Annotated in this window: 17 protein-coding genes; 8 read left to right on the top strand and 9 right to left on the bottom strand. The window is 32.7% G+C overall.

The window, feature by feature from the left end; translation table 11 throughout:
* Nucleotides 1–87: 87 nt before the first annotated feature.
* Together Q4517_RS02440 and aspS are read right to left on the bottom strand one after the other, a co-directional pair.
* The gene (locus tag Q4517_RS02440) at nt 88–1,851 is read right to left on the bottom strand and encodes an APC family permease (protein ID WP_303505835.1); all 1,764 of its coding nucleotides are present in this window, start codon (nt 1,849–1,851) and stop codon (nt 88–90) included.
* Nucleotides 1,852–1,947: 96 nt separating this feature from the next.
* Nucleotides 1,948–3,702 carry an aspartate--tRNA ligase gene (gene aspS, locus Q4517_RS02435; protein ID WP_303505833.1) on the bottom strand — a complete coding sequence of 585 codons (1,755 nt, stop codon included), beginning with the start codon at nt 3,700–3,702 and terminating at the stop codon, nt 1,948–1,950.
* Between the two features lie 115 nt (nt 3,703–3,817).
* On the opposite strand from aspS, the gene Q4517_RS02430 reads away from it, so the two are divergent.
* Nucleotides 3,818–4,162 carry a HopJ type III effector protein gene (locus tag Q4517_RS02430; protein ID WP_303505831.1) on the top strand — a complete coding sequence of 115 codons (345 nt, stop codon included), beginning with the start codon at nt 3,818–3,820 and terminating at the stop codon, nt 4,160–4,162.
* Between the two features lie 286 nt (nt 4,163–4,448).
* Nucleotides 4,449–6,209, top strand: coding sequence for a M28 family peptidase (locus Q4517_RS02425; RefSeq protein ID WP_303505829.1), 1,761 nt, complete (start codon nt 4,449–4,451; stop codon nt 6,207–6,209).
* Here Q4517_RS02425 and Q4517_RS02420 read toward each other — a convergent pair.
* The 3 genes from Q4517_RS02420 to pheS all read right to left on the bottom strand — a co-directional run bounded on the left by Q4517_RS02420 (nt 6,169) and on the right by pheS (nt 9,126).
* The gene (locus tag Q4517_RS02420; RefSeq protein ID WP_303505826.1) at nt 6,169–7,533 is read right to left on the bottom strand and encodes a sodium:alanine symporter family protein; all 1,365 of its coding nucleotides are present in this window, start codon (nt 7,531–7,533) and stop codon (nt 6,169–6,171) included. The genes Q4517_RS02425 and Q4517_RS02420 overlap by 41 nt on opposite strands.
* Nucleotides 7,534–7,637: 104 nt before the next feature.
* Entirely contained in the window at nt 7,638–8,033 is a 396-nt protein-coding gene (locus Q4517_RS02415; protein WP_303505824.1) for a hypothetical protein, read from the bottom strand.
* Between the two features lie 73 nt (nt 8,034–8,106).
* Nucleotides 8,107–9,126 carry a phenylalanine--tRNA ligase subunit alpha gene (gene pheS / locus Q4517_RS02410; protein ID WP_303505822.1) on the bottom strand — a complete coding sequence of 340 codons (1,020 nt, stop codon included), beginning with the start codon at nt 9,124–9,126 and terminating at the stop codon, nt 8,107–8,109.
* A 191-nt stretch (nt 9,127–9,317) separates the two neighbouring features.
* Here pheS and gdhA point away from each other — a divergent pair, with 191 nt between their 5' ends.
* The gene (gene gdhA / locus Q4517_RS02405; protein ID WP_303505820.1) at nt 9,318–10,661 is read left to right on the top strand and encodes an NADP-specific glutamate dehydrogenase; all 1,344 of its coding nucleotides are present in this window, start codon (nt 9,318–9,320) and stop codon (nt 10,659–10,661) included.
* 76 nt (nt 10,662–10,737) lie between these two features.
* Here the strand turns inward: gdhA and Q4517_RS02400 are convergent, their stop codons facing one another.
* Entirely contained in the window at nt 10,738–11,070 is a 333-nt protein-coding gene (locus tag Q4517_RS02400; protein WP_303505818.1) for a hypothetical protein, read from the bottom strand.
* A 334-nt stretch (nt 11,071–11,404) separates the two neighbouring features.
* Here Q4517_RS02400 and Q4517_RS02395 point away from each other — a divergent pair, with 334 nt between their 5' ends.
* On the top strand, nt 11,405–12,364 hold the full coding sequence (locus Q4517_RS02395) for an endonuclease/exonuclease/phosphatase family protein (protein ID WP_303505816.1): 960 nt from the start codon (nt 11,405–11,407) through the stop codon (nt 12,362–12,364).
* 50 nt (nt 12,365–12,414) lie between these two features.
* On the opposite strand, the gene glmS is transcribed toward Q4517_RS02395, so the two are convergent.
* The 3 genes from glmS to Q4517_RS02380 are packed head-to-tail and all read right to left on the bottom strand — an operon-like array spanning nt 12,415 to nt 16,640.
* Nucleotides 12,415–14,271 (bottom strand): glutamine--fructose-6-phosphate transaminase (isomerizing), encoded by a 1,857-nt coding sequence (glmS, locus tag Q4517_RS02390; protein ID WP_303505814.1) that lies wholly within the window; start codon nt 14,269–14,271, stop codon nt 12,415–12,417.
* Between the two features lie 6 nt (nt 14,272–14,277).
* Nucleotides 14,278–15,825 carry a DUF4270 family protein gene (locus Q4517_RS02385; RefSeq protein WP_303505812.1) on the bottom strand — a complete coding sequence of 516 codons (1,548 nt, stop codon included), beginning with the start codon at nt 15,823–15,825 and terminating at the stop codon, nt 14,278–14,280.
* A complete protein-coding gene (locus Q4517_RS02380) occupies nt 15,825–16,640 on the bottom strand; it encodes a glycogen/starch synthase (protein ID WP_115899455.1) in 816 nt (271 codons plus the stop codon). Before Q4517_RS02380 ends, Q4517_RS02385 begins: the two co-directional genes overlap by 1 nt.
* Nucleotides 16,641–16,736: 96 nt before the next feature.
* Between Q4517_RS02380 and panC the strand changes: the two genes are divergently transcribed.
* From panC to radA, 4 genes are all read left to right on the top strand, one after another.
* On the top strand, nt 16,737–17,588 hold the full coding sequence (gene panC, locus Q4517_RS02375) for a pantoate--beta-alanine ligase (protein ID WP_303505809.1): 852 nt from the start codon (nt 16,737–16,739) through the stop codon (nt 17,586–17,588).
* A gap of 92 nt (nt 17,589–17,680) precedes the next feature.
* Complete coding sequence (panD, locus tag Q4517_RS02370; protein WP_028891458.1) at nt 17,681–18,031, top strand: aspartate 1-decarboxylase; 351 nt, start codon at nt 17,681–17,683, stop codon at nt 18,029–18,031.
* 1 nt (nt 18,032) lies between these two features.
* Nucleotides 18,033–18,986 carry a lysylphosphatidylglycerol synthase transmembrane domain-containing protein gene (locus Q4517_RS02365; RefSeq protein WP_303505797.1) on the top strand — a complete coding sequence of 318 codons (954 nt, stop codon included), beginning with the start codon at nt 18,033–18,035 and terminating at the stop codon, nt 18,984–18,986.
* Nucleotides 18,987–19,145: 159 nt separating this feature from the next.
* Nucleotides 19,146–20,507 carry a DNA repair protein RadA gene (gene radA / locus Q4517_RS02360; RefSeq protein WP_303505795.1) on the top strand — a complete coding sequence of 454 codons (1,362 nt, stop codon included), beginning with the start codon at nt 19,146–19,148 and terminating at the stop codon, nt 20,505–20,507.
* Nucleotides 20,508–20,564: the final 57 nt, after the last annotated feature.

Here is a 20,564-nt window from a genome sequence, read left to right as displayed (position 1 = left end):
TTCTAGATCCTTAGTTAATTTTTGAAAAGCTAGTTAAGAATATTTAAAGATACTATCCTCTTTTTGATTTATTAAATAAAAATTTAATTATACAATTAATCGAACTCCGCCTAACTCTTCAACCTTGTAAGGAAACTTATCGCTTGGAGCACCTATAAACATAAAATTAATAGGAATTCTCCACTTTTTAGATAACTCTTTAATTAGCTCGGGGCTAAACTTCCCCTGAATAACTTGAAAGTTTACTTTAATCTTGGGATATTCTCTATCTAGAAAAGTGATCTCATTAGGTAGGTTTTCAGGAATTGTATCCCCTTTGTCAAGAGCTAATACAATTCTTATCTTTTTTGTATGCTCATTTTTAATAATGTATAACATAACCTTATTGAGAGTAGCAATATTATCTCCTTTTGTAAAAAAGACAAATTCTTGATCGTTTATTTTATTAATGGTTTGGGTAATTTTTTTATCCGTACTTGAAACCAGTCGCCTTAGAGGATTAAAAATAGCATAAATTATTTGTAGCACTAATTTTAATAAAACAGTACGGTTTAGCATAATTATGATAAAAATTATAGTAGGGATAAAATAATTTAAAAATACAGACGTGTTGCTAGGTAAACCATCTTTAGGTTCCATTAAAATATTACCTATTAAAGCGCATAATACAGCAACTATGGCTAACAGAACAGAAGCCCAAGTTGCTTTTTCAGGCCTAGGCAATTGATTTCTCCTTATTTTTAATAAGATATTTCCTATAGCAAATAATGCCATTACCGATAAAAAAGAAATAGTATACACACCAGCTAATAAGGCAACATTTCCATTCGTTATTAGTAATACAGAAACAGCTAGAATAAAAAATAAAATAATAATTCGGTAAGAACTCCCTCTTTTATTCTTTTTTAAAAAGAATTGCGGCATAATTCGGTCTAAAGTCATACGTTCTAACAAACCAGTAACACCTACAAAGCTTGTTAAAACAGCTCCGCTTAATACTAAAAAAGCATCTATAGCAATAATTGCAGCAACCCATTCACCACCAACAAAATCTCCCATCTGAACTAACAAGGTGTTTTGATAGTCTGAGCTCTGTAAAACAGGGATAGCGAAAAGAGATAAAGCAAATACAGCCATCAAAGGATTAATGACACTTACAATTACCCACATGTTTTTTAATGTTTTTGGAAACACTCCTTTTTGTTGTTCTTCAACAAAATTTGCAGAACTTTCGAAACCAGAAACTCCTAACATCGAAGCGGCAAAACCAAAAAAAACAGCATACCAAATACTGTTTTCGGATTGATGATTCCAGTTGTTAAAAAGTATATCAATTCCGTTTTGAGACAAATAAAAGAGAATAAAAAAAGCAAGTACAAGTAACGATAGTAAATGAAATAAAAAAATCCCAACAGCAACTTTAGCTGATTCTGTTATGCCACCAATAGTTAATAAAGCAAAAAATAATAAAAGCCCAATAGTGGTTATAATTATAGGCATTGAAGGAATTAGATGGTGTAAGTAATGAATTGCTTCATTGGCAGAAATTACTGCAGTTGCCATATAAGAAAGTATGGTAAGGGTTGCAGCAAAAGAAGCCATTAACTTACTTGTAGTATTAAGTAAAGCGTTGTAAGTGCCACCATTTAAAGGAATTGCACCAACTACTTCGCCATATATTTTCCTAAATAAAAATAGGACTACAGATACTATTAAAAGAGTTATCCATGCATACTGACCAGCAAAGGCAATAGCTAATGCCGATACATACAAAACAGAAGAGCTAATGTCGTTACCACAAATAGCAGTTGATTCTAATTCATTTAACTTTTTAGAAACAGATTGCTTCATGATATCTTATTGATTTGTTTTCGTGAAGTTTAACCTTTCTCATGACGTACATTAAAGGTAATAAAAAAACCTGCAAATTTTGCAGGGTTTCTATCTTTATTCTTTTACATCTAGTTTGATGCTTAGTTCTCGTAGTTGTTCATCATCTATAGTTGCAGGTGCATCAATCATTACATCACGTCCTGAATTGTTTTTAGGGAAGGCAATAAAATCTCGAATGGTTTCTTGACCTCCTAAAATAGCTACCAATCTATCCAATCCAAAAGCTAAACCTCCGTGAGGTGGCGCTCCGTATTCAAAAGCATCCATTAAGAACCCGAATTGCGCTTTTGCTTCTTCTTCGGTAAACCCTAAATGCTTAAACATGATTGCCTGAGTCTCTTTATCGTGAATTCTAATAGATCCTCCACCAATTTCGTTTCCGTTTAACACTAAATCATAAGCGTTTGCTTTTACAGCTCCTGGATCAGTATCTAATAATGCTAACTGACCTAGTTTTGGAGAAGTAAATGGGTGGTGCATTGCGTGGTAATGCCCTGTTTCTTCATCTAATTCTAGTAATGGGAAATCGATAACCCATAATGGTGCAAACTCATCAGGTTTACGTAAACCTAAACGCTCTGCCATTTCCATACGTAAAGCACTCAATTGTGCGCGAACTTTGTTAGTATTTCCTGAAAGCACACAAATTAAATCCCCAGCCTTCGCTCCAGTAGCTTCAGCCCATTTTGCTAAATCTTCTTGGTCGTAGAATTTATCTACTGAAGATTTAAAGCTTCCGTCTTCGTTACACTTTACATATACCATTCCTAAAGCTCCTACTTGCGGACGCTTTACCCAATCGATTAACTTATCTATTTCTTTACGAGTGTATGAAGCTCCTCCTGGAACAGCAATACCTACTACTAATTCTGCTGAATTGAATACTTTAAAGTCTTTGTGTTGTGCAACCTCATTTAACTCACCAAACTCCATTCCAAAACGGATGTCTGGTTTGTCATTTCCGTATTTACACATTGCTTCATCAAACGTAATTCTTGGGAATCTCTCTACGTCAACGTCGTTGATTTCTTTCAATAAATGACGTGTCATTCCTTCAAAAATCTCTAAAATATCTTCTTGCTCAACAAACGCCATTTCACAGTCTATTTGTGTGAATTCTGGTTGACGGTCGGCACGTAAATCTTCATCTCTAAAACACTTTACAATCTGGAAGTATTTATCCATTCCACCTACCATTAACAATTGTTTAAAGGTTTGAGGCGATTGTGGTAAGGCATAAAACTGACCAGCATTCATACGTGATGGCACTAAGAAATCACGCGCTCCTTCTGGAGTAGATTTAATTAAATAAGGAGTTTCAACATCTATAAATCCTTTATCAGATAAATATTTGCGAACTTCCATTGATACTTTATGACGGAAAACTAAGCTGTTTTTTACTGGATTACGACGAATATCTAAATAACGATATTTCATACGTAAATCTTCACCACCATCCGTTTCATCTTCAATCGTAAAAGGTGGTAACTTAGCTTCGTTTAAAATTTCTAAGTTCGATACTAAAACTTCTACATCACCTGTTGGAATATTGGCATTTTTAGATTGACGCTCAATAACTTTTCCAGTTACTTGTACAACAAACTCACGTCCTAAAGTTTTGGCTTTTTCCATTAACTCTTTAGAAGTACGCTCTTCGTCGAAAATTAACTGTGTAATTCCGTAACGATCACGTAAATCTACCCAAATCATAAAACCTTTGTCACGTGATTTTTGTACCCAACCAGAAAGGGTTACTTCAGTATTGATGTGCGATGCTCTTAATTCACCACAAGTATGCGTTCTGTACATTTCTTGAAATTTTAGCTGTGCAAATTTAACTATAAATGTTAGTTTGTAAAAAATTACTACGACTTAGTTTTTATGACTTTAAATCATTTGTTTTGCAGTGTAAAACCTTTTTCAAATGACATTAGACGTATTTAAACAAACCATACGAAATACACCAAAAAAAGTTGAGTTTTCTGACACTATTTCGGTGATTGAAAATTTATATAATTTTACACCTACTGCCTTTAAAAATGGAGATTTATACAATGAAGCTAAAAAAAATCAAGGTTCATGTAAAGTGTTTTCTTTCGCGATACAGCAGAAGTTTAGTAAAGAAGAAACCTTGGCTTGTTTTGGACAGTATTATTTTGAAGATGTTTTAAAAAACCCTGAAGGAACAGATCATCAAAACATTAGAAATTTTATAAAAACTGGTTTTGAAGGCCTATTTTTTGAAGGAGAGGCGCTAAAAAAACGTTAAGGATTTTCTAGAGAATTAGTCTACTTCTTCTATCTCAAATAAATGCTCCACAGTAGTATTAAAAACCTTAGGTTACTTTTTATAAAGTAGTAAGGGCTTTATTGATTTTTTCGTAAATTATAGGGTAATTTGATAGTTATGAGGTGCACGGTTATGTTTTTGGTATTGTTTGTCACTATTTTTTTATTAGTGCTAATACCTTTGAAGATTTTTATGAAGATTATCCGATAGAGAGAGAGTAAAACTATATACAAAAAGTGTACTTTTAAAGCCACAAAATCCCGTTATGCTAAAAAAACTCTATCTATTACCTATCACTTTATTACTTATAAGTTGTAAGAATGAACCAACAGCACCTGTTTTAAACTCTTCTAACTATTTTGATGTTTTAAACGAAGAATTTACTGGCGATTTGGCTTATGAAACAACTTCTTTTGTAGAGAAATATTGGCGTGTTGTTGGTAATACTGGTTTTAATAAAAGTGTGTATAAAATTGCTAAAGAATTAGAAAAGTCAGGATTTGTTAAGGAAGATAGCGCTGCGATTAATGATGTGCTAACCTACAGAATAGAAAAAAGACCTTTAAAAAAACCTACTTGGGAATCTGTGGATGCTTCTGTAAAAATAGTTGGAGAAGATATTCCTCTATTACAACATAGCACAAATAGGAATGTGATTGCTTTAAACTCTTACAGTACACCAAAAGAAGGAGTTAATGCAGAGGTCGTTTACATTAAAGACTTAAAAAAGCTAAAAGAGTTAGACGTTAAAGGAAAGATTGTTTTTGCTGAAACAAGTCCTCATAAAATCTTTAACCAAGCTATTGTAAAAGGAGGTGCTTTGGGACTAATTACCTATAGTAATCCAAAATATTTACAACCTCAAAAAAACACCACTTCTATTCAATTTAGAACTATCCCGTTAAATGAAAAAGTAAAATCTTGGGCAATTGCGATGTCTTACAAGGCTAAAGAAAAATTAAAAGCAGAACTCTCAAAAGGAAAAGTATCCTTAAAAGTAACTATTGAAACCAACATTTATCCATCAGAAGAATTAACAATTATTGCAGATATAAAAGGGAATAAGGAACCTAAAGAACGTTTGGTTCTTAGTGCTCATATACAAGAACCTGGTGCAAATGACAATGCTACAGGTGTTGGAGTTGCTTTAGAAATGGCCACACTTACAGCTGAACTTATCAAAAATAACAGATTTGTACCCAATAGAACCTTAACCTTTTTATGGGGAGATGAAATTATTTCAACAAACAGGTATGTAAAAGAAGATACAATAAGAGCAAAAGATATTAAGTGGGGAATTTCTCTAGACATGGTAGGGGAAGACACTAAAAAAACAGGAGGTACTTTTTTAATTGAAAAAATGCCTGATCCTAGTGCAATTTGGACAAGAGGTAATGATAAACATACCGAATGGGGTGGAAGAAAAATGAAGTTAGAAGAAATGAAACCTCATTATTTAAATGATTTTTTAATCGATAAATTCAAGGAGCAAGGGAAAAGAACGAATTGGGTAGTTAATACAAATCCGTTTGAAGGTGGTAGTGACCATGTGCCTTTTTTAAAGAGAAATATTCCTAGCGTTCTATTCTGGCATTTTACCGACCAATTTTATCACACTGACAATGATCGAATAGATAAAGTGTCCCAAAAAACGCTTAAAAACGTTGGGGTAGCTTCATTAGCTTCTGCTTATACTTTATTAAATGCAAATAATACTACAGCTAAATCAATATTGTTAAATATTGAGAAATCAGCTATATCAAGGCTTCAAGAAGAGCAAAGACAAAGTGAAATAGCATTAAAAAAAGGAGATTCTTTATCAACTCAATTATCAATTATTTCAGCATGGAAAGATTGGTATATCAATTCGACTAAAACAACGTTAGATATTGTAAAGGATTCAACAAAACATCAAGAATATATAAAAGAGACATCTAAAAAAATAGATTCTTTATCTTCTAAGATAATTGAAGAGCTTAAACGTGTTAAAAAGCATTCGCTTTTAACTTCTGAAAATACTTTTTAGCTTCTTTTTTAACTTTAGGAGCTAAGATTAGTGTTGAAATTACTGTTGGAATTGCCATCAAAGCATAGGCGCTATCAATTAAGTTAATTACAAAGTCTAATTTGATGATAGAGGCAACTGCAATTGTAAAAATATAAATGTAGTTGTAATTCTTTCCAATTTTAGTATTGGTTAAAAAGCTTAAACAGCTCAATCCGTAAAAAGAGTAGGTAAACAATGTTGAAAAAGCGAAAATTAACACACAAATAGTTAAAATAACGCTTCCGATATTGTGAGGAAGTACAGCATCAAATGCAGCTAATGTCATTGAAATTCCATTACCTTCAAATCCTTTCCAAACTCCCGAGGCCAAAATAGCTAGTGCGGTCAAAGAACAAACTAACAAGGTGTCAATAGCTGGACCTAACATGGCAACCAATCCTTCACGAATAGGTTCTTTTGTTTTAGCTGTTCCGTGCATCATAGGTGCAGTACCCAAACCAGCTTCATTAGAAAATGCAGCACGTTTTACTCCCGTAATTATCAATGCTCCTAAAGCACCACCCAAAACAGATTTTCCTGTAAAAGCATCTTCAAAAATTAAAGAAAAAATCGCAGGAACTTGTTCTAATCTTAAAAACAAAATGGTTAAGACTGTAAGAAGGTACACCACAACCATGACAGGAACTAATTTTCCAGCGACACTACCAATTCGTTTAATTCCTCCAAAAATTACCATCGATACAATAATTGCTGTGGTGATACCTAATAATAATTTAGCCGTAAAATGATTGGTTTCTTGTATTTGAAAAACATCTACCAGTGTTTGCGTGAGTTGGTTTGCTTGAAAAGCAGGTAGCGTTCCTATTAATCCTGCCGCAGAGAAGAATAGTGCCAAAGGTTTCCATTTTTTTCCTAATCCTTCTGTAATTACATACATCGGACCTCCTTTTACATTTCCATTTTCATCTGTTCCGCGGTACATTACTGATAAGCTACAGGTAAAAAATTTGGTAGCCATACCTACAAAAGCACTCACCCACATCCAAAAAATAGCACCAGGACCTCCAGTTGCAATAGCAATGGCAACTCCACTAATGTTTCCCATACCTACGGTAGCTGCAATAGCAGATGATAAAGCTTCATAGTGAGATAAATCTCCTGGAGAATCAGCTTTGTCATATTTTCCTCTTAAAATAGCAATAGCATGACCGATATATCTAAATGGAATTAATCCTGAATAAATAAAGAGGTATAAACCGCCACCAATAAGTAATATTAATAAAGGAATTCCCCATACCCAAGAAGAAAATTGAGCAACTAAGTCTTGAATGCTTGCAAACATAAAGTGATATTTTAATCGAAAGTACTAAAAGTGAATACAAAAGAAAGAACGATAGTTGTTAATTCACAACTATCGTTCTTTTGTGAATTTTATATGTGTCATATTTATTTACAAACAATACCTTTTTTTTCTAAGAATTCGATATCTCTTAAAAAGTCTTCTTGGATTGTTTCTGCCTGAAAAATAAAGGTTTTATCGTGTAGTCTGTTATTTTCAAAAAAAGTCACCTGAAAACGATTGTCTAAATCAAATAACTCAGGTTGCATTAGTTCAAACTTTTGATAACTGTTTGCAGGAAGTTTGTCTATTTTTCTTCTGAAAACTGAAGTGGTTTTAGTGTCTGAGAAGCCTTGTGAAACAATTACGACCATTTCTAAATCGACATCTTTTTTGTTTAGAATATATACATTCCAATCTTCTTTATTGTCAATTTCATTGGTTTCTAAAACTACTGCAATTTCTACACCTGTTACTTTAGGGATTTCAATATCTTTTTTCATCAAATACTTCTTTAAAAGGAAAGACGAAAGTTTAGTGCTTTCGTCTTTTATTTTGTTTGAGCTTATCTTAAAATTATATCACTGATTTAAATTGTTCTAAGAAACGTTTATCATTTTCGTAGAACATACGAATATCTGGAATTTGGTATAATAACATAGCAATACGCTCAATACCCATTCCAAATGCGTAACCGCTATATTTTGTAGGATCGATATTACAGTTTTTTAATACATTTGGGTCTACCATACCACATCCCATAATTTCTAACCAACCTGTTCCCTTAGTAATTCTGTAATCGGTTTCAGTTTCTAACCCCCAGTAAATATCTACTTCAGCACTTGGCTCAGTGAACGGGAAGTATGACGGACGTAAACGTATTTTAGATTTACCAAACATTTCTTTGGTAAAGTATAATAAGGTTTGTTTTAAATCGGCAAAAGAAACGTCAGTATCTATATATAACCCCTCTACTTGGTGGAAAATACAGTGTGCACGAGCAGAAATATCTTCGTTTCTAAACACACGACCTGGAGATATTGTACGAATTGGAGGTTCGTTGTTTTCCATATAACGTACCTGTACTGATGAGGTATGTGTTCTTAATAACGTGTCAGGATTTTTTTCAATAAAAAATGTATCCTGCATATCACGAGCTGGGTGATATTCTGGTAAATTTAAAGCAGTAAAGTTGTGCCAATCATCTTCAATCTCTGGTCCTTCAGAAACAGTAAAACCAATACGGTTAAAAACTTCGATGATTTGGTTTTTAACCAAAGAAATTGGGTGACGAGAACCTAAATTAATAGGCTCAGAAGGACGAGTTAAGTCTCCATAAACACCTTTTTCTTCAACAGCATTTTCAATAGCTTCTTTTAAAGTGCTTACTTTTTCTTCAGCAGAGTTTTTAAGTAAATTTATGGTTTGTCCAAACTCTTTCTTTTGGTCGTTAGGTACATTTTTAAACTCAGCAAATAAATCTTTTAAAATCCCCTTGCTTCCTAAGTATTTAATTCTAAATGTTTCAATTTCTTCTTTTGAAGTGGTATTAAAAGCATTTACCTCTCCAATCAATTCTTTTACCTTGTCTAACATAATCTTTCCAAAAGTTAAGGTGCAAATTTACGTTTTTTTGTGTAAAAAAAAGGACTTTTGATTGTGTTTGCAGAAACACCAATAAAATAAGGGAAATAAACAGAAAAATAGAAATTAACGAGTAGTAAAATAATTATATTTGCATAGTAAAATTGTTAATATTATAAAATAACAGAACAACAACTAAGTTTATGGAATCTAAGATAGAAGAATTTATGGATTACGTAAAAGAGCGTAATACATATGAACCAGAGTTTTTGCAAGCTGTACATGAAGTAGCAGAAACAGTAATTCCGTTTATAGAAAATAATCCAAAATATCAAGGTAAGAAATTACTTGAGCGTATGGTTGAACCTGAACGTACTATTATGTTTAGAGTGCCTTGGGTTGATGATAACGGAGAAACTCAAGTAAACAGAGGGTATAGAGTTGAGTTTAACTCAGCAATTGGTCCTTATAAAGGAGGGTTACGTTTTCATCCTTCAGTAAACTTATCAATCTTAAAATTTTTAGGATTTGAGCAAGTTTTCAAAAACTCATTAACAACCTTACCAATGGGTGGTGGTAAAGGAGGATCAGACTTTAACCCTAAAGGAAAATCTGACCGTGAAGTAATGGCTTTTTGTCAATCATTTATGACAGAATTAGCACGTCATATTGGTCCTGATACTGATGTTCCTGCTGGAGATATTGGTGTTGGAGGTCGTGAAATTGGTTACATGTTTGGTCAATACAAGCGTTTACGTAATGAATTTACTGGAGTGTTAACTGGTAAAGGGGCTTCTTGGGGAGGTTCATTAATTCGTCCTGAAGCTACTGGTTATGGTGATGTTTACTTTGCGGAGAATATGTTAAAAACTAAAGGAGATTCTTTTGAAGGAAAAACCGTAGTTGTTTCTGGTTCTGGTAACGTAGCGCAATATGCTACTGAGAAAGCGACTCAATTAGGAGGTAAGGTTGTAACATTATCTGATTCTTCAGGATACATTTATGACGAAGCTGGTATAGATGCCGAAAAATTAGCTTTTATACAAGAGCTAAAGAACGTAAAACGTGGAAGAATTCACGAATATGTTGAGAAGTATCCATCAGCAAAATTCTTTAAAGGAGAAAGACCTTGGGGAACTAAGTGTGAAGTAGCTTTACCATGTGCAACTCAAAATGAGTTAAATGGAGATGAAGCAAAAGCATTAGTTGATAATGGATGTATTTGTGTTGCGGAAGGAGCAAACATGCCATCTACTCCAGAAGCTATTGAAGTATTCCAAAATGCAAAAATTTTATTTGCACCAGGTAAAGCTTCAAATGCAGGAGGTGTAGCAACATCTGGTTTAGAGATGTCTCAAAACTCTTTACGTTTGTCTTGGACTCGTGAAGAAGTAGATACTAAATTACATTCTATTATGAATAACATTCATGAATCTTGTGTAAAATATGGTACAGAAGAAGATGGATATGTTGATTATGTAAAGGGAGCAAATATTGCTGGTTTTGTTAAGGTTGCTGATGCAATGTTGGATCAAGGAGCGGTATAATTTATAGATAATAAAGTTAAAGCCTCATAGAAATATTTCTATGAGGCTTTTTTATTAGGGGATAATCGGTAAGTAATTACTTACTACTACTTTTCTGTATAGTTAAAGGCATATTATAAATATGGTTTTTTAACTTTAATTCATTATTTATAAATTTATAATTTAATCTGCTTTTTACATAGTGACATACTTGTTCAGTTTTGCAGTTAACATTCAAAATAACGATTTCTCCGTTTTTGTTTATTAAAAACTCTACGGTAGTTTTTACTTCTTTATCAAGAACAAAATTAGGGTTACCTAATAATTCAACGATTTTTGTTCTGATTTGTTCCTTAGCAGGGTTTTCGTTTGTTGAAAACACTGAAGTACTCATTAAAGTAATGAATACCAGTACAAATAACTTTTTCATTTTTTAGAGATTTAGGGTTTGTTTTAAGTTTTTTGTTAAAATTTAACGATGTAAAAATATTGTAAATGAGTTTTTTAAATGGTTTTTATTGATTAATAAAGCATTGTTTTAAAGTAAATTAAGTTTTAGTTTTATATTCTTTTACACCTTGTTAATATTGATAATATTTCTCTTTTTCACCTTTCTTTTTTGATGAGCTTTAAATAATTCAATAATTTTTATTAATATCAATAAACTTGTTTTTAGTTTTTATGTAATTCGTTAATTATTAAGGTTAGCTTTATGTTATTAGCTTCTTTCATTTTTGTATTTTCGGTACGCAAACAATTTTTAAATGACATCAAATAGGAGAAGAAATAGGTTCACAGTTGCTTTTTATAATGTTGAAAATTTATTTGACACTGTTGACAATCCCAATACTTATGATAATGATTTTACACCAAACGGTAAATTAAAATGGGGTAAGAAAAAGTATCATCATAAATTGAGAAAAATAACATCTGTTATTAGTCAATTAGGTAATAATCAATCTGCATATCCACCAGTTATTATTGGATTGGTTGAGGTTGAAAATGCTATGGTCGTAAACGATTTAGTGAAGCATAAAAATCTGTCAAAATTTAATTATGATTACGTTCATTACGATTCACCAGATGAAAGAGGTATTGATGTTGCTTTGATGTATAATAAAGACTTTTTTGAGGTAATATCTTCCGAAACACATCCACTTTTGTTAACAGATAATAGAGGAGAAGTAGATTATACTCGCGATTTATTAGTGGTTAAAGGTATGTTTAATGATGAATTAGTACACGTTTTAGTTAACCATTGGCCTTCACGTAGAGAAGGGGAGACTGAAAGTGAAAAGAATAGAATAAAAGCCGCTCAATTAACTCGAAGTGTTATGGATAAGATTAAAGAGGAAGAAAGTGCTCCTAAATTTATTGTTATGGGAGATTTTAATGATGATCCAACTAATAAAAGCATTAAAGAGTATTTAATATCAGATGATTTGTACAATCCTATGAAGCCGTTATATGAAAGAGGGATAGGAACAACAACTCATTATAAAAAATGGCACTTGTTTGATCAAATTATGTTTTCAAAAGCTTTTTTTAATGTGAATGAGAGCAAACATAGTTTTTTAAATGCGAAAATTTATAATAAAGATTGGCTAAAAATATACAAAGGAAAGTATAAAGGAAGTCCATTTAGAACTTTTATAGGACCTTTTTATAAAGGTGGTTTTTCAGATCATTTCCCTATATATGTAACTTTTGAAAAAGAGACATAAAAAAATCCTGAGAAAACTCTCAGGATTTGTATTTTGAATACAATCAATTGTTACTCTACAGTAACTGACTTTGCTAAGTTTCTTGGTTGATCAACATTTTTATCTAACATTACTGCTATGTGGTATGATAGTAATTGAAATGGTATTGTTGTTAATAAAGGAGAAAAAGCTTCTTCTGTATCTGGAATTTCAATAACATGGTCAGCTATTTCCTTTACTGTTTCATCACCTTCTGTTACGATTGCTACTATTTTTCCACTACGAGATTTAATCTCTTGAATGTTACTTACTACCTTCTCATAATGACCTCTGCTTGTTGCAATAACAAAAACAGGCATATTTTCATCAATCAAGGCAATAGGCCCATGCTTCATTTCTGCAGCAGGATACCCTTCAGCATGAATGTAAGAGATTTCTTTTAGTTTTAAAGCTCCTTCTAAAGCGACAGGAAAATTAAACCCTCTACCTAAATATAAACAGTTTTTAGCGTCTTTGTAAACACTTGCTATTTCCTTAACCTGATCATCAATTTGTAATAGCTTTTCAACCTGATTAGGAATTTGCTGCATCGTTTGTAAATAAGTATTCACTGCCGATGTAGATAAGGTTCCTTTAGCTTGTGCTAATTTCAAAGCAATTAGAGAAAGTACAGTTATTTGTGTTGTAAATGCTTTGGTTGATGCTACTCCAATTTCTGGACCTGCATGCGTATATGCACCAGCATGAGTTTCTCTTGCAATAGAAGACCCTACTACGTTACATATACCAAATACAAAAGCTCCTTTAGATTTAGCAAGTTTAATAGCTGCTAAAGTATCAGCTGTTTCTCCAGACTGAGAAATGGCAATCACTACATCTTTTGGAGTAATAATAGGGTTGCGATATCTAAATTCAGAGGCGTATTCAACTTCAACAGGAATACGAGCCATATCTTCAAAAAGATATTCTCCAACCAAACCTGCATGCCAAGAAGTGCCACAAGCTACAACAATAATTCTGTCTGCATTTAAGAATTTAGACATATTATCATCAACACCTGCCATCTTTATAATCCCTTCGTTGGCTAGCATTCTACCTCTATAAGTATCTATAATAGCTTTAGGTTGTTCGTATATTTCCTTTAACATAAAGTGATCGTAACCACCTTTCTCTATCTGTTCAAGGCTTAACTGTAGTTTCTGAATGTTCGCATCAATTTCTTTGTCGTTATCTATTTTACGAACTTTAATTCCTTTGTCCTTTTTTATAATAGCTAATTCACCATCTTCAAGGTAAATTGCATTTTTTGTATATTCAATAAAAGGAGAGGCATCAGAAGCAACAAAAAACTCTTCGTTGTTTTTTCCAACACCAATAGCAATAGGACTTCCTAATCTAGCAACAACTATTTCGTTAGGTTTTGTTTTGTCAAAAACAGCAATTGCGTAAGCGCCGATTACATTAGTTAAGGCTAATTGAACAGCTTTTCCTAATTTACAACCTTCACTTTTTTTTATTTCTTCAATAAGGTTTACTAAAACCTCAGTATCTGTATCGCTTTTAAATTCATAACCTCTAGAGGTTAATTCCTTCTTAATGGTGTCATAATTTTCTATAATTCCATTATGAACAATTACAAGGTTCCCAGATTGAGAAAAATGAGGATGGGAATTTACGTCATTAGGAACGCCATGGGTTGCCCAACGAGTATGTCCAATACCTATTTTACCATTTTTTCTTTTTTCTTCTTTGTTTGTAATTGTTTCTAAGTCAGAAACCTTTCCTTTGGTTTTTGATAAGTGCATTGTTTCACCATCATACATCATGATTCCAGCACTATCATAACCTCTATATTCTAAACGCTTCAATCCATTAATTACAATTGGATAAGCTTCTCTATGTCCAATATATCCAGTAATTCCGCACATAATACCTTACTTTTCTTTTGAATATGATATTTTTAAAACAGCTCTTTTAGTTCCATTAGCGGCTTCATTTCCGTTAAGTAATGTTACTGCTCTGGGGTTCCAGTTATAAGATTTAACAGAAGTTGTTAAAACATTATTGTTTACAGGAGAATCTGTAGGATTATAGACTTTTAAAACTAAAGGATCAGTAGTTGTATTTTCTTCTCCTGATGATAGCTTAGAAATGTAATCAGTAATTCTAAATGTATATTTTTCAGGGTTATCATCGTCAGTCTTCTTTAAAATTCCCCCAAATGAAGTAGGGTCAACATAAGCATCAGTTAACTGAGTTGGTGAAATACCTCCTGTTTCATTTTCTTTATTTTGATATAAAAATAACTGTTGAGGAATGATATCAGCATCATTATTAACCGTCTGATTTATATAAAAAGTAAGAGAAGCATCATTAATTAACCAATTGTTGCTTTTTAACTCTTGAACTTTTGTCTCATCTAAAATTTTAACCTCTGCAATGCTTCCAGCTGTTCCTTGAATAACAAAGTTGTTAGCGGGAGCTGAATTTGTAGCCGGAGTCATTTTATAACGACTATTCCTTACACCAGCTAGAGGAAAAGAGTACTTTTTTTGAAGAGTATCTTTTACTGTAGTACCATCTACTTCAGATATAGTATAGTGAAAATCTACAGATGAAGTAGGTGAAGAAGCTAAATTTAAAGGAACTAGTGATCCATCACTTCCTGTAGCGACTATTTTAATTCCTCTAAAATAATTGTCAAAAGCTTCTTTAGATGCAAATTCTCCACTATGGAACTTATCCCAAAATAAAGCTTTCATTTTTGCCATATCCAAAGGAATTGCTAAAAATGGAACTTTAAGTTTCTGAGAGTTTATAGCTCTAATAGTATCTTTATATGTAGTTGTGCCTGTTAATGAAGAAGACCTGTCAACTCTATCAAAGATAAATGTAGTATCTGTAGCTTTAGGTTTTAATTCATAAATGCCACCTTCGCTTAATACATTACTTCCTAAGTATTCATCATCAGAAAAGAAAGTGTTTCTTTTAGATGGATCACTTGGGTTTAATGTGTTTAAATAAGTCTCATTTTCCAGTACTTGAATAGAGGTAGCGACATCAGGATTTCCTAAAATTGAATCTAATTTAAAGCTTGTCACTCCATCTGTAGTACCCGTAGAAGTAGCTTGGTAAGGAATTTTTAAGATAACCTTATCAAGGTTAAATACAGTGGTATCTGTATCTTTATTGTTTAAGTTTGAAATGTATCCAAGTTGAGAAATTATAGAAGCCTCAATTTTTTCTGCATTAGGATTGTTATATACTCCTAACCAATAATCACTAATAGTAGCGTTAATATTGTCAGCTTGTACACTCTCAATATTTTTTGGGGTTATTTCAACATCTAATAAGATTTCTCCTGTTTCGAACTTGTCGTTGTTAACAACGTTTGTTCCAACGTCACTAAAGTCTTTTTCACACGATGTAATAGCTGCTAAACATAGCAAGCTAATACTAAGTACACCAATTTTTCTAATCATTATTCGCTTAATTCTAAAACGTTTCCTTTATAAAATTCTAAATATGCTTCAGTTAAAGTTTCCTCTGATTGAAAGTCTAATACTTTTACATTGCTTTGCTCAATGAAAGTTTCAATTTCTTCAGGCAAAACCTCGCTACCTTTTATAATAGCATCTGAATTTTCAATAGCGCTTTTTAAAATATTAATATGACTTGGTGTTTCAATTGTAGTTACTTTAGAGTCTTCAATCTTATCAAAGCGAACTTTGTTAGCTAACTCCTTATTCAAATCTTCAATATCGCTATTGTAAAGCGAAGTTACAATCTTGCTTTCAGCAAACAATGGTTCTTCTTTATAAAATTCTCTTAAATATAATGGGAGTAATGAAGCCATCCATCCGTGAACATGAATAATGTCTGGAGCCCAGTTTAACTTTTTAACAGTTTCAATAACACCTTTGGCGAAGAAAATCATACGCTCATCGTTATCATCGAATAGTTTGTCATCTTCGTCAGAATACACAGCTTTACGTTTAAAGTATTCGTCATTATCAATAAAATATACTTGCATCCTTTCTTTAGGTATAGAAGCAACTTTAATTATTAAAGGCATATCCATGTCATTAATAATTAAGTTCATACCTGATAGGCGAATAACTTCATGTAATTGATGCCTTCGCTCATTAATTACCCCAAATCGAGGCATGAATATACGGGTTTGAATTCCTTTAGAATGTGCATTTTTAGCAACGTTAAATGCGGTAGACGATAATTCTGTTTCTGGTAAATATGGTGTTACCTCTGATGAAACATATAAAACTCTCTTATCCTTCATTAAATCGGTCTCTTTTATTGAATGTGCAAAAATACGAAATTTAATGCAAAAATCGTGTTAAATTGCTAATTTTGCATGCATTTCAATAAAATAACAATGAAAATTTTCACAAGAAAATCCGAAATAAAAGAGTTTTTATCCGCTCTAAAAATGGATAAAAAATCTATCGGATTTGTCCCAACTATGGGAGCTCTACACCAAGGGCATTTATCGCTTATTAAAAGGGCGAAAAAAAAGAATGATATTGCTGTAGTTAGCATTTTTGTAAACCCTACACAGTTTGATAATAAAGAAGATTTAGATAAATATCCCAAGACATACGAGAGTGATGTAGCGTTGTTAGAGTCTGTTAATTGTGACGTGTTATTTTTTCCTACAGTAGAAGAAATTTATGCTGAAAAGGTAGCTTCTGAAAACTTCAATTTTGATGGGTTAGAACACCAAATGGAAGGAAAGTTCAGAGATGGTCATTTTGATGGAGTTGGAACAATTGTAAAAGCTTTTTTTGAAATTATTGAGCCAGATACCGCTTATTTTGGAAAAAAGGACTTTCAGCAATTGCAAATCATTAAGAAGTTAGTTGAGAAATACAAACTCCCAGTAAAAATTAAAGGAAGACCTATTTTTAGAGAGGAAGATGGATTGGCAATGAGTTCTCGAAATACTCGCTTAAGCAAAAAGTATAGAGAAGCAGCTCCTTTTATTTATAAAACGTTAAAAAAAGCAAAAAAGAAATTTGGTGTAAAAAATCCAGAGGAGTTAACTAAATGGGTTGAAAAACAGTTCAAAAAACATCCATTATTGGAGTTGGAGTATTTTACCATTGCAGAAGAAAAAACACTACAAACAGTAACAGAGGTTAAAGGAAATAAAAAACATCGTGCTTTTATTGCTGTTTTTGCTGGAGACATTCGCTTAATAGATAATATTCGTTTAAAGAATAATTAATTGCTTTTTAGTGTTAAGTGTAAGGTTTGTAGTAATGTTAAAATCATCTAAAAACAACTTAGTATTCATTAAAAAACAACTATTTTTGCAGCATGTTAGTACAAGTAGTAAAATCTAAAATACACCGTGTTAAGGTAACTAATGCGGATTTAAATTATATAGGAAGCATTACCATTGACGAAGATTTAATGGATGCTGCTGGGATTATTGAAGGAGAACGTGTTCAAATTGTGAATAACAATAACGGAGAACGTTTAGAAACGTATGCAATTCCAGGTCCAAGAAAAAGTGGGGAAATCACATTAAATGGAGCTGCAGCGCGTAGAGTTCAAAAAGGAGATGTACTTATTTTAATTGTGTATGCTTTTATGGAATTAGAAGAGGCTAAAAAGTTTAAACCACAATTAGTATTTCCTAACGAAGAAAACAACTTGCTAGAATAGTTTGAGTTTATCAGTCAAAAAAATCACAAAAATACTATTACCTCTCATCTTGGGAGGTTTTTTAGTTTGGTATTCATTGTCAAAAATTTCAATTGAAACCTTAGTCCAATATTTTAAAGATGCTAATTACGGATGGATAGCTCTAGGGCTGTTCTTTGGAATTTTAAGTCATCTATCTCGTGCTTATCGTTGGAAGTTTTTATTGGAGCCAATGGGCTATAAACCAGATTTTGGTAATAGTACTATGGCAGTTTTAGTAGCATATTTAGTAAATTATGCAGTACCAAGAGCAGGGGAGGTATCTCGAGCAGCAGTGATGACTAACTATGAAAACATTCCGTTTGAAAAAGGTTTTGGTACTATTGTTGCCGAACGAATGGCAGATTTAATTATGATGCTTAGCATTATAGTAATCACACTTTTTGTGCAATTTGACTTTATTTATGAATTACTGATTAAAAATTTTGATCCGATAAAAATTGGGATTCTTTTAGGAGGTTTAGTGTTGATATTTGTAATTTTCACACGTTTTGTAAAGAGAGCACAATCAGGGATCGGACTAAAAATCAAAAATTTTGTAGTCGGGTTAATCGAAGGTGTTACTAGTATTTTGAAAATGCAACATAAATGGGCGTTCATTTTTCATACGGTATTTATTTGGGTAATGTATGTACTGATGTTTTGGGCAACGATTCCAGCAATTAATGGATTACACGTTCCATTAGGAGGTGTTTTAATTGGGTTTATAGCTGGAGGATTTAGTATTGCAGCAACTAATGGAGGTGTCGGTTTGTATCCAATTGCAGTAGCTGGAGCTTTAGCACTATTTGGAATTGCAGAAGAACCTGCAACCGCTTTTGGATGGATTATGTGGACTGCTCAAACAGCTATGATTATTGTGTTTGGTGGATTGGCATTTTTACTGTTACCTATTTATAATAGAAATAAAAAGTAATAGGGCGTTTCCTTTTAGGTCTCGCTTTTTTTGTTTTAAGAACAAAAAGAGCTCAAACAATTACTGTAATTGCTAACGCTGTACATACTAAGTAAAAAGAAAAATTCAAAGTATTTTTAACTTTGAAACTTGTAACTTTGAAATTTTCAAACTCAAAAAATGGCTAAAACCAAAACAACTTTTTTCTGTCAAAACTGTGGAGCGCAACATGCACAATGGGTAGGACAATGTGGCTCGTGTAAACAATGGAATACTATTGTTGAAGAAGTAATTCAAAAAGAAGAAAAAAGAAGTTGGAAATCGCCTGAAAATAAGCAAAAAAGAGTAGCAAAACCTTTGCGAGTTGAAGATATTCAACTCAATCCAGAAGAACGTTTTGGAACTAAAAATCAAGAGTTAGACACTGTTTTGGGTGGCGGATTGGTGAAAGGAGCGGTAGTGTTATTAGGTGGAGAACCAGGAATTGGTAAATCAACCTTGTTGTTGCAAATTGCTTTACAAATTCCGCAAAAAGTGTTGTATGTTTCTGGGGAAGAAAGTCAGTCGCAGATTAAAATGCGTGCTGAGCGTGTAGAAGGGAAAAATCCTAACTGTTTAATTCTTACCGAAACCAATACCCAACAGATATTTAAAGATATAGAAGAAGTTCAGCCCGATGTGTTGGTAATCGATTCTATCCAAACTCTGCATACCAATTCTATTGAAGCTTCACCAGGAAGTATATCACAAATACGAGAAACATCCGCAGAACTCATCAAATTTGCGAAAGAAACAGCAACTCCAGTGTTGTTAATAGGGCATATTAATAAAGAAGGGCATATTGCGGGGCCAAAGATTTTAGAACACATGGTAGATGTGGTGTTGCAATTTGAAGGAGACCGAAATCATACTTATCGAATTTTACGCTCGCAAAAAAACCGTTTTGGTTCTACGGCTGAATTAGGAATCTACGAAATGTTATCAGATGGATTGAGAGAAGTATCCAATCCTTCAGAAATTTTAATCTCTAAAAAAGATGCCGATTTAAGTGGAACTGCTATTGCGTCAACTTTAGAAGGAATTCGACCGTTGATGATCGAAATTCAAGCCTTGGTTTCTACAGCTGTTTACGGAACGCCACAACGAACTACAACGGGTTACAACCTGAAGCGCTTGCACATGATTTTGGCAGTGTTAGAAAAACGTGCGGGGTTCAAATTAGGAGCTAAAGATGTGTTTTTAAATGTAACGGGAGGAATTCATGTAGACGATCCTGCGATAGATTTAGCGGTAGTAGCAGCGATTTTATCATCAAACCAAGATTTAGCCATCAATCCAGATGTGTGTTTTGCAGCTGAAGTTGGTTTAGCAGGAGAAATTCGTCCAGTTTCTAAAATAGATCAACGAATTACCGAAGCGGAAAAACTAGGGTATAAAACATTTGTGACTTCAAAATACAATAAGATTACCAGTAAAAATCATTCTATAAAGCTGATTTTAGTAAGTAAGATTGAAGAGGCTTTTGCAACCTTGTTTGCATAATTTAAATTTGAGTTAGATAGTTAAAATGTCATGTCGAGTGATTCCGATATTGTATCG

The sequence above is a fragment of the Tenacibaculum sp. 1_MG-2023 genome (assembly GCF_030547425.1).
Lineage (GTDB): Bacteria > Bacteroidota > Bacteroidia > Flavobacteriales > Flavobacteriaceae > Polaribacter.
The sequence above is the reverse complement of the archived record's forward strand: the minus strand, read 5'-3'. Positions and strand labels throughout refer to the sequence as shown.

Excerpts from the sequence above, each read along its gene's own strand:
- Q4517_RS02440 (WP_303505835.1), bottom strand. The coding sequence starts at position 1,851 with ATGAAGCAATCTGTTTCTAAAAAGTTAAATGAATTAGAATCAACTGCT.
- aspS (WP_303505833.1), bottom strand. The coding sequence starts at position 3,702 with ATGTACAGAACGCATACTTGTGGTGAATTAAGAGCATCGCACATCAAT.
- Q4517_RS02430 (WP_303505831.1), top strand. The coding sequence starts at position 3,818 with ATGACATTAGACGTATTTAAACAAACCATACGAAATACACCAAAAAAA.
- Q4517_RS02425 (WP_303505829.1), top strand. The coding sequence starts at position 4,449 with ATGCTAAAAAAACTCTATCTATTACCTATCACTTTATTACTTATAAGT.
- Q4517_RS02420 (WP_303505826.1), bottom strand. The coding sequence starts at position 7,533 with ATGTTTGCAAGCATTCAAGACTTAGTTGCTCAATTTTCTTCTTGGGTA.
- Q4517_RS02415 (WP_303505824.1), bottom strand. The coding sequence starts at position 8,033 with ATGAAAAAAGATATTGAAATCCCTAAAGTAACAGGTGTAGAAATTGCA.
- pheS (WP_303505822.1), bottom strand. The coding sequence starts at position 9,126 with ATGTTAGACAAGGTAAAAGAATTGATTGGAGAGGTAAATGCTTTTAAT.
- gdhA (WP_303505820.1), top strand. The coding sequence starts at position 9,318 with ATGGAATCTAAGATAGAAGAATTTATGGATTACGTAAAAGAGCGTAAT.
- Q4517_RS02400 (WP_303505818.1), bottom strand. The coding sequence starts at position 11,070 with ATGAAAAAGTTATTTGTACTGGTATTCATTACTTTAATGAGTACTTCA.
- Q4517_RS02395 (WP_303505816.1), top strand. The coding sequence starts at position 11,405 with ATGACATCAAATAGGAGAAGAAATAGGTTCACAGTTGCTTTTTATAAT.
- glmS (WP_303505814.1), bottom strand. The coding sequence starts at position 14,271 with ATGTGCGGAATTACTGGATATATTGGACATAGAGAAGCTTATCCAATT.
- Q4517_RS02385 (WP_303505812.1), bottom strand. The coding sequence starts at position 15,825 with ATGATTAGAAAAATTGGTGTACTTAGTATTAGCTTGCTATGTTTAGCA.
- Q4517_RS02380 (WP_115899455.1), bottom strand. The coding sequence starts at position 16,640 with ATGAAGGATAAGAGAGTTTTATATGTTTCATCAGAGGTAACACCATAT.
- panC (WP_303505809.1), top strand. The coding sequence starts at position 16,737 with ATGAAAATTTTCACAAGAAAATCCGAAATAAAAGAGTTTTTATCCGCT.
- panD (WP_028891458.1), top strand. The coding sequence starts at position 17,681 with ATGTTAGTACAAGTAGTAAAATCTAAAATACACCGTGTTAAGGTAACT.
- radA (WP_303505795.1), top strand. The coding sequence starts at position 19,146 with ATGGCTAAAACCAAAACAACTTTTTTCTGTCAAAACTGTGGAGCGCAA.